Here is a 7,869-nt window from a genome sequence, read left to right on the forward strand (position 1 = left end):
AATTATGAGTTATGAATTATGAGTTATGAATTATGAGTTATGAATTATGAGTTATATTTCCTTGATGTAATAAATTGTACAATGTACAATAGGTATGTTTGAAAGATTCTTAACCTGAACACGAATCAACCCGTTGTTGTGCCAGCGGCCAACAACCTGTTTATTTTAATCACCCTTGTTAATAGTATTCAGCAAACCAGTTATAATTCATAATTTATAATTCATAATTCATAATTATTTTCTATTCATAATTCATAATTATTTCCTCCTCTCTTTCCATAACTGTTGGAAAGATTTTGGCGCTATATGAACATCTTCTCTGCGTTTGCCCCAAGAGTTTTTGAAAATAAAACCAACCATGAAGTTTTTCAAGGCAGCTCCCGGTAAATTCAGAAGCGTTCTATTCTTCATTGCTTTTGCCCAAAGCTTGAAACCAAATGTTTCGGACTTCGTTGCTAAGCCTTCTTTAACACTTTGGTTTCTGTTTAATAATAATAGATTGTGTAAGTCGATTTTAACAGGGCAAACACTTGTGCATGCTCCGCATAGAGTACTTGCATAGCTTAAGTGCTTAAACTTTTCCATGCCCTCTAGATGTGGGGTAATTACAGAACCAATTGGACCACTGTAAGTGCTGCCGTAAGTATGTCCGCCAATATTTCTATACACAGGACACACATTCAAACATGCACCACAACGTATACAATTTAATGACTGTCGTTTTTCTGGATCTTCAATAATATTTGTACGTCCATTGTCTATTAAGACAACGTACATCTCCTCTGGGCCATCACTTTCGCCTTGTTTGGCAGGTCCTGTGAAAATAGTATTATATACTGTCACTTGTTGACCTGTTCCACTTTGCGCAAGCATGGGCCAAAACAAGCCTAAGTCTGTCATGGAAGGGATTAGCTTCTCAATGCCAACAATTACAATATGTGTTTTGGGGAAGGTTGTACAAAGACGTGCATTGCCTTCATTTTCCGTTACAGCAATACCGCCTACATCTGCAATGATGAAATTGGCGCCCGAAACACCAACTTCTGCTTCTAAATATTTTTCACGTAAGATTCTTCTCGCTGTAAGCGTTAATTCTTGTGGGTCGTCTGTATAAGGGATGCCTAATTTTTTTTCAAACAATTCAGAAATATCCTGGCGAGACATGTGCATCGCAGGAGTAACAATGTGATACGGCTTTTGTCCTGCTAATTGTACAATGTATTCTCCTAAATCTGTTTCAATGGATTCGATCCCATTTTTTTCAAGGTATTCATTGAAATGGATTTCTTCGGTAGTCATTGTTTTAGATTTAACAACACTACGTGTTTTCTTTTCTTTTAATATTTTATGAATCTCTGACAATGCTTCGTTTGCATCACGTGCCCAAATTACCTTGCCGCCATTGCGGGTAAAGTTGGCTTCAAATTCAATTAAATATTTATCTAAATTTTCAATGACTTGTGTCTTCAAATAAGACGCACGCTGTCTACCCAATTCGTGATTTTCGAATTGCGTAGATCCTTTAGCAACGGCATCGTTGTATCGGCCTATGTTAAAGTTTATTTTGCGACGGTGTTCCGAATCAAATGTTTTTGAGTCGGCATCTGTTAAAAACGAATCGGCGTTTTTCATATCTTATTTTGTTCCATCCACGACCAAACGGTTTTCTCGATTAGCAATCTCCCAAGCTGTAGCAAATACTAATTGAGTGATTTTTGTCATCTTATCAAATCGAATCTTATCAACAGTATCGGTAGGCTTGTGGTAATCTTCATGAATACCTGAGAAATAAAAGATCACAGGGATGTTGTTTTTTGCAAAGTTATAATGGTCTGATCGATAATAAAAGCGGTTTGGGTCATCAAATGAATTAAAGGTGTAATCCAGTTCGATTTTTGCAGAAGCCATATTCGCCTGTTCGTTAATGGTATGTAATTCAGATGATAAGCGATTGCTTCCAATGATATATACATAATTTTCGTTGCCAGCATGTGTAGCATCTACTCTACCAATCATGTCGATATTCAAGTCTACAACAGTATTAGCTAAAGGGAAAACGGGCTTATCTGTATAATACTCGGAGCCCATTAATCCTCGTTCTTCTCCCGTTAGAGGCATGAAAAGAATGGTGCGCGCAGGGCCAACCCCCTTAGATTTCGCTAAGGAAAAGGCTTGAGCAATTTCAAGTAAAGCAACCGTACCAGAACCATCGTCATCTGCGCCATAGCAAATCTTGCCATTTTCTATCCCCAAATGGTCGTAATGGGCCGTTAGTACAACAATTTCTTCTGGATATTTATTTCCTTCAATAATTCCCAATACGTTCTCTGTTTGAACCAAACGTTCTGTTACACCCACTTTTGCTTCTACTTTGGCAGATTTAAATGGGTAGCTGGATTCAGACCTAAAATACATTTTTTTATATTCAAGCAATGTGTGATCAGTCGATTTTAACATTTCTGCCGCCAAACTTACTGGTATAAAAAAAGCATTTGACTTTTTCTTATGTGAAAATGCTAAGGTAGGAGCTAATAAATGTTCTTTAAGATTGCTTAACCTCGTTTCAAATTCCGCTTGTGTATTACCAACAATGATATAAACAGCTTTTGCTCCCTTTTTATAAGCTAAATCTGATTTTGCGCGCCAATCATTGGCCCAGCTCGATAAGCTTTTTGTTCCACTAATTAAAGAAAGGGAATCTTTAAAGGGTTCTCCCATAAAAATAATTACGCCTTTATCTTTAACAGAAATGTTTTTGTAGTCGCTGTAATTAGAGGTTTCTATTCCATAACCCACACAAACCATTTTCATAGAAGTAACTTCTGGTATAGAAACATCACCGTAGGCATAAAAATCTTTTAGAAATATTTTTTTAGTTTTATCTACTTTCAAATAGACATCTGCCCACTTCTTTTCAAGGAGAGTGAATTCTTGAAAATAGCTATTCCCAGAAGTTGTTGAAACCGGCGGGAGTAATCCAAACTCTTTAAATTTAGCTGCTAAATAGCGCGCGGTTTTCTTTTGGCCGACTTCTCCAGTAGCTCGGCCTTCCATGCTATCAGAAGCCACAATGTGCAAATACTCCGATAAATCAGCTGCTGTAATGGACTCCAGTGCCTCTTTTTTTATTTCAGTTGCATTGGGTAACGGTACTGCGTTGATTAGTAGCATTCCTGCAACAATAGACAGAAGTACGTATGCGATTTTTTTTCTAGGGGTATTCATACTGTAAATCTACTAAATTTTAATAGAATATTATTTATCCACAGGGCGCGAACAAAACGACTCTAAAGTTCAGCAATTTCGTAAATTTGTGGCGTTTTAAAGCATTTGTTTTGCTTAAGAACAATACAATAGTATTTAGAAGTTCTACTGTTATGAAAATAGATTTGACCCAAAGAGGTACTTTCCAAGAAAGACATATTGGTACATCGTCTTCCGAAAAAGAAGAAATGTTATCTGTTATAGGTGTTCGTTCCATAGATCAATTGATCGATGAAACGGTACCTTCCAATATTCGTCTTAAAAAGTCTTTGCAATTACCCGCAGCCCTAACGGAAGAAGGGTTCCTGCAAGAGTTTAAAAAGATTGTATCTCAAAATCAAGTTTTCAAAACATACATTGGTTTAGGTTATTATAATACACTTACGCCAACAGTTATTTTAAGAAATATTTTAGAAAATCCAGGTTGGTATACTGCATATACACCATACCAAGCTGAGATTTCTCAAGGACGTCTAGAAGCACTCATCAATTATCAAACGATGGTGTGTGACTTAACAGGTATGGAGATTGCAAATGCATCGCTGTTAGATGAAGCCACAGCTGCAGCTGAAGCAATGACTTTATTATATAGTCTTAGAAAAGGCCCTAAAAAAGATGCTTTGGTATTTGTTGTTTCAAAACACACGTTTCCGCAAACGTTAGATGTGTTAAAAACACGTTCAGAACCACTTGGTATTAGTATAGAAATTACGGACACCACAACGGTTGATTATGCACGTAACGATATTTTTGGTTTGTTACTACAATCTCCCGATTGTAATGGTGCTGTTGCAGATTATACAGATTTAATTGCAAAAGCACATGCATCGGATGTGTTGGTTGCATTTGCATCAGACTTATTAAGCCTAACCTTATTGAAGTCGCCAGGAGAAATGGGGGCAGATGTTGTCTTAGGCTCATCTCAACGTTTTGGCGTACCTATGGGATTTGGTGGACCACATGCTGGTTTCTTTGCTACCAAAGAAGAATACAAACGGCAATTGCCTGGTCGTATCATTGGGGTTTCAATTGATGCAGAAGGAAAGAAAGCATATCGCATGTCTTTACAAACACGCGAACAACACATACGTAGAGAAAAAGCAACTTCTAATATTTGTACCGCGCAAGTATTGTTGTCGGTAATTGCAGCATCGTATGCCGTGTATCACGGTCCTGTAGGTTTGAAGAAAATTGCTTTGCGCGTACATGGTTTTGCAACAGCATTAGCAGCGATCGTAAAAGATCTTGGTTTGGAGCAAAGCAACCCTGCGTATTTTGATACCATCTCATTTTGTGCGCAAGCCAAATACGAAGAAGTGAAAATAGCGGCAGAAAAAGCACAAATCAATTTGCGTTACGAAAACAATCAAGTAATTATTGCTTTGGATGAGTCCGTTACAATTTCGGATTTTACGAACTTAGTAGCTGTATTAATTGAAGCAACAGGGAAAGACTTTTCTGCGGTTGAGTTGGTAGCAAAATACAGCAGCATTCGAGCTTCGCTTCCTACAGATTTAGAACGCACTTCGAAATTCATGACGCATGCGGTATTTAATTCCTACCATACCGAACATGAAATGTTGCGTTATTTAAAGCAATTAGAAAATAAAGATTTATCGCTTACGCATTCTATGATTTCATTGGGTTCTTGTACCATGAAATTGAATGCTACAACAGAAATGATTCCGGTTACCTGGCCAGAGATTGGACAAATACATCCATTCGTACCGGCACAACAAGTAAAAGGCTATCATCAGTTATTTAAAAATATTGAATCTTGGTTGTGCGAGATTACCGGCTTTGCAGGTGTTTCTGTACAGCCAAACTCGGGTGCGCAAGGTGAATACGCTGGACTGTTAGTGATTCGTGCATACCACGAAAGTAGAGGAGATCATCATAGAAATATTGCATTAATACCAACATCTGCGCATGGAACCAATCCTGCAAGTGCAGTAATGGCTGCGATGCAGGTTGTATTGGTGAAATGCGATGACGCTGGTAATATTGATGTTGCAGATTTAAAAGCAAAAGCTGCTTTACATAGTGCAAACTTATCGTGCTTGATGATTACGTATCCATCTACGCACGGCGTATTTGAAGAAACAATCATTGATATTTGTGAAACGATTCACAATAACGGCGGACAAGTATATATGGATGGTGCAAACATGAATGCACAAGTAGGCTTAACTTCACCAGGTTCTATTGGTGCGGATGTGTGTCACTTGAACTTACATAAGACATTCTGTATTCCTCACGGAGGTGGTGGTCCGGGTGTTGGACCAATTGGCGTGGCTGCACATTTGACGACTTTCTTACCAAGTCATGCCGTAGTTAAAACGGGTGGAGAGAAAGGGATTCATGCCGTTTCTGCAGCTCCTTGGGGTAGCGCAAGTATTTTGCCTATTTCGTATGGCTATATTGCGATGATGGGGGCAGATGGCTTAACCAATGCTACTAAGAATGCCATTTTGAATGCAAACTATATTAAAGTTCGATTAGAGAAATATTATCCAATATTATATACCGGTGCAAACGGACATTGTGCGCACGAATTTATTTTAGATTGCAGAGCCTTCAAAACAACTTTAGGTATTGAAGTAGAAGATATCGCCAAACGTTTGATGGATTATGGCTTCCATGCACCAACCGTTTCTTTCCCAGTTGCAGGTACTTTAATGATTGAACCTACAGAAAGCGAATCCAAGCATGAATTGGATCGTTTCTGCGAAGCCATGATTTCTATTCGCAATGAAATCAAGGAAGTTGAAACGGGTGCAGCAGATAAGTTGGATAACGTCTTAAAACACGCTCCGCATACAGCAAGTATTATTACAGCAGATGAGTGGACACGCTCATACTCCAGACAAAAAGCAGCGTATCCATTGCCGTATATTAAAACAACAAAGTTCTGGCCAACTGTTAGTCGAATCGATAGTGCCTACGGCGATCGAAATTTATTCTGTAGTTGCATTCCCACTGAGGAATTTGCCGATGCTGAAATAGCTTAATTATATTGAAAGGGAAGAGTGGGGAACCACTCTTTTTTTATGAGTAATATTGCTGATTTGATTTGAAATTTCAATCTACATATTGTGTTAAAGCTAACTATTGAACCAATTCGCCTTCATTTCTAAGTAATAGTATGTTCCGCCAATAGAAAATGTAATACATAAACATAACACGTACATTCTTACTACTTAAAACCTAAAACGTAAAACATATAAAACATGCTTGAATTTATAAGACAACCTTGGCCATGGTATATCTCTGGTCCCTTGCTGGGCTTAATGGTTCCTTTATTGTTATTTATAACAAACAAACAATTTGGAGTTTCTTCTAACTTTAGACACATCTGCGCCATGTATGCGCCCAAATCCATCAAGTTCTTTGATTATGATTGGAAGAAAGAAGCATGGAACTTAGTATTGATTGTTGGTACTATTGCAGGAGCTTGGCTAGCCCATACCTTCCTAAACCCAACCGTAGGGGTAGGGGATGATACCTATGCAATATTAAATCAACAAGGCGTACATGATTTTGATGGTTTTGCACCTATCAGCATCTTCTCTTGGGAAGGATTATTTACCTTAAGAGGATTTATAATGATTGTTGTGGGTGGCTTCCTTGTTGGCTTTGGTACACGTTATGCGAACGGCTGCACATCAGGACATGCAATCATGGGATTGTCCATGTTGAATGTAAATTCCCTCATAGCGGTTGTTGGCTTCTTTATTGGCGGACTTACAATGACGTATTTGGTGTTGCCGTATATATTGGAGCTATAGCGAATCAAATTCCAAATAACAAAAAACAAATACCAAACGGATTGAATGAACGTGATGAAAAGTGAAAGTAGTGTAAAATGTAAAAAAGTTGAGTGTAGAAATTTGTCTGTATTAAATGTAACCTTTGTTCTTTATCCTATTTAATTCTCTTACTCATTATTCAAATTTTAGAAGTTAAGCATGTACTTTACACTCTACACTTTTTCACTAATGAACTACTCATACCAACACCACACAACTTAAAACGTAATACATAAAACGTAACATGAAATATATAAAATTCTTTATCATAGGCATGTACTTTGGCATTGTGTTGACCAAAGCAGAAGTAATCTCTTGGTTTCGAATTCAAGAGATGTTTCACTTTCAAAGCATACACATGTACGGCATCATCGGCTCTGCAATTGTAGTAGGAGCCATTTCAATTTTACTGATTAAGAAATTCAATTTGAAAAGTTTTGGTGGCGAAGATATTCGTTTAATTGCCAAAGAGTATCACAAAGGATTGCTGCCGGGCGGAATTATCTTTGGATTGGGCTGGGCATTAACAGGTGCATGCCCAGGGCCTATGTTTGCATTGGTAGGCGCAGGGGTGGAAGTTATGATTGTAGCAATTATTTCTGCAACAGCTGGCACGTTTGTATATGGTTTGATCAAAGATAAACTACCTTCGTAATTAGGCCTAAAGCTTAAGGCTTAAGGCGTAAAGCTAAATGCATAGAGTACGAGAATTAACTGCTTTTCTTACTCCTACGTTGTCATGTTATTAAAGGATTGAATAGTATGCAATTTAAAGCGTCTGATTCTATAATAAGTT

5 protein-coding genes are annotated in these 7,869 nt (G+C 37.8%); 3 read left to right on the forward strand and 2 right to left on the reverse strand.

Features of this window, described 5'->3' with window-relative positions; genetic code table 11:
• Positions 1-258: 258 nt before the first annotated feature.
• On the reverse strand, positions 259-1,632 hold the full coding sequence (locus tag Q0543_RS06595; RefSeq protein WP_299250591.1) for a LutB/LldF family L-lactate oxidation iron-sulfur protein: 1,374 nt from the start codon (positions 1,630-1,632) through the stop codon (positions 259-261).
• 3 nt (positions 1,633-1,635) lie between these two features.
• Positions 1,636-3,225 (reverse strand): M28 family peptidase, encoded by a 1,590-nt coding sequence (locus tag Q0543_RS06600; protein WP_299250593.1) that lies wholly within the window; start codon positions 3,223-3,225, stop codon positions 1,636-1,638.
• A 152-nt stretch (positions 3,226-3,377) separates the two neighbouring features.
• Here Q0543_RS06600 and gcvP point away from each other — a divergent pair, with 152 nt between their 5' ends.
• The 3 genes from gcvP (at position 3,378) to Q0543_RS06615 (ending at position 7,728) form a co-directional block, all read left to right on the forward strand.
• The gene (gene gcvP / locus Q0543_RS06605) at positions 3,378-6,275 is read left to right on the forward strand and encodes an aminomethyl-transferring glycine dehydrogenase (RefSeq protein WP_299250595.1); all 2,898 of its coding nucleotides are present in this window, start codon (positions 3,378-3,380) and stop codon (positions 6,273-6,275) included.
• Between the two features lie 219 nt (positions 6,276-6,494).
• Positions 6,495-7,052 carry a YeeE/YedE thiosulfate transporter family protein gene (locus Q0543_RS06610; RefSeq protein ID WP_299250597.1) on the forward strand — a complete coding sequence of 186 codons (558 nt, stop codon included), beginning with the start codon at positions 6,495-6,497 and terminating at the stop codon, positions 7,050-7,052.
• Positions 7,053-7,317: 265 nt separating this feature from the next.
• Positions 7,318-7,728, forward strand: coding sequence for a DUF6691 family protein (locus Q0543_RS06615; RefSeq protein ID WP_299250599.1), 411 nt, complete (start codon positions 7,318-7,320; stop codon positions 7,726-7,728).
• The last annotated feature ends 141 nt before the right edge of the window (positions 7,729-7,869 follow it).

This window comes from uncultured Cytophaga sp. (assembly GCF_937863595.1).
Classification (GTDB): domain Bacteria; phylum Bacteroidota; class Bacteroidia; order Cytophagales; family Cytophagaceae; genus Cytophaga.